This window comes from bacterium, from assembly GCA_030654305.1.
GTDB lineage: Bacteria > Krumholzibacteriota > Krumholzibacteriia > LZORAL124-64-63 > LZORAL124-64-63 > PNOJ01.
On record JAURXS010000038.1, the window covers coordinates 1 to 1,912 of the forward strand.

Consider the following 1,912-nt stretch of genomic DNA (forward strand, 5'->3'; position numbering starts at 1 on the left):
GGCGCCAACAGCTGGTCGATCGGCATGCAGGCCTACGTCAGCTACTCGGTCACCTACAACTACATGGAGTGCGGCGTCCCCACCGAGCAGACCGCCTGGGGCAACGTCAAGAGCATGTACCGTTGACATGGCGTGACTCCCATCAAGGCCGTCTTCCTTCGGGGGGCGGCCTTTCGCGTGTGACCGGGCTGCCGAGGATCGAGATCAACGTTTCTCGAATTCTTCACGATCAGCGTATACATTCACCGGGTCCCGAAAGGAGCCCTGTGTTCCCGCATCTGCTCATCACGCTCTGCCTGGCCGCGGGCGCGGCCGCCCCGCGCAACGTCGTGCTGTTCATCGCCGACGGCGCCGGGTTCCTGCACTACGAGGCCGCCCGGCTCCACGAGCAGGACCCGACCGGTCGGCAGGTGTACGACGGCTGGCCGGTGCGTCTCGCGATGTGCACCCCGCCGGACGGCGGGGCCTACGACCCCGGGCAGATGTGGCGCGACCCCGCCTGGTGCGACCGCGATCCCACCGATTCGGCCGCCGCGATCACCGCCATGACCACCGGGGTCAAGACGGTCAACGGCCGCCTGGCGGTCGATCCCCGCGGCGAGCCCCTGGTGACGCTCGCCCAGGCCATGGCCGCGGCCGGCAAGTCGACCGGCGTCGTCACTACGGTGCCGTTCGTCCACGCCACGCCGGCGGGATTCGCCGTCTCCTGCCGGGACCGCGGCGCCTACCTGGAGATCGCGCGGCTCATGCTCGGCGGCGGCGAGCTGGACGTCGTCATGGGTGCCGGGCACCCCTGGTACGACGCCGGCGGGCGCCGGTGCGACGTCGCGGACTACAGCCGGGTCGGCGGCGCCGCGACCTGGGATTCGCTCGTCGCCGGCAGCCTCGGTTCGGCGGGCGAAGACCCCTGGTCCCTGATCACGACACGCGGGCAATTCCAGGCCCTGGCCCAAGGCGCCGCGCCGCGCCGCGTGGTCGGCGTGCCGCCGGTCCGCGAGACCCTGCAGGAGCAGCGCGGCGGCGACCCTCTGGCAGCACCCTTCGCCGTGCCGCGCAACGATGACGTCCCGACCCTGGCCGAAATGGCGCGGGCCGCCTTGAACGTCCTGGACGAGGACCCGGACGGCTTCTGCCTGCTGATCGAGGGGGGCGCCGTGGACTGGGCGAGCCACGACGGCCGGGCGGGGCGGATGATCGAGGAGATGACGGAGTTCAACCGGGCGGTCGAAGCCGTGCTGGCCGGATTGGACGAGCGCGGGCTGCTCGGCGAGACCCTCGTCGTGGTCACCGCGGACCACGAGAGCGGCCACCTGGCCGGTCCCGTGCCGGCCTACGTGTTCCTCACCGGCGATCACACCAACTCGCTGGTGCCGCTCTTCGCGCGTGGGCCGGGCAGCGGGTCGTTCGCCGCCCTCGCCGACGACACCGATCCCGTCCGCGGACCCTACCTCGACAACTGCGAGCTCGGCGAGGTGCTCGTCGGCGCCGCCGGTTCGGTCGTCGGCTTGCGCAGCAGCCGCACCGACGGTCCCGCGGGGTCGAACACGAACACCGGCAGGGACGACTGAAGGTTGATGCGCCGGGCCACCCCGTCGAGCAGGTTCGCGAGGACCGTGTCCGCGCCCGCGCGACCGAGCTGGCCAGCGCGCGGCAGCGCCACGCCCGCCAGCGGATCGAACCCGTGGACGCGAGCGAACTCCCGGCGCGGCCACGGGTGGGTCAGCAGGGCCGGGTTCAGCACCGCGAGCCCGGGCTTCTCCCCGTCGAGGATCTGCCAGGCGCGCAGCCGGTACGCCATGTCGTCGGCCCAGATCAGGAAGCCCCGCTCGGCGGTGACGGAATCCCACATGCTCCTGATGAGCTGCTCGTGCCGGACGTAGACGCCGCGCCGCTCCCAGCCCGTCCGCAGCCA

At 72.0% G+C, this 1,912-nt stretch carries 1 protein-coding gene; it reads left to right on the top strand.

Features of this window, described 5'->3' with window-relative positions; all coding sequences use genetic code 11:
* Window positions 1-266 precede the first annotated feature (266 nt).
* Complete coding sequence (locus Q7W29_00890; GenBank protein ID MDO9170371.1) at window positions 267-1,568, top strand: alkaline phosphatase; 1,302 nt, start codon at window positions 267-269, stop codon at window positions 1,566-1,568.
* Window positions 1,569-1,912: the final 344 nt, after the last annotated feature.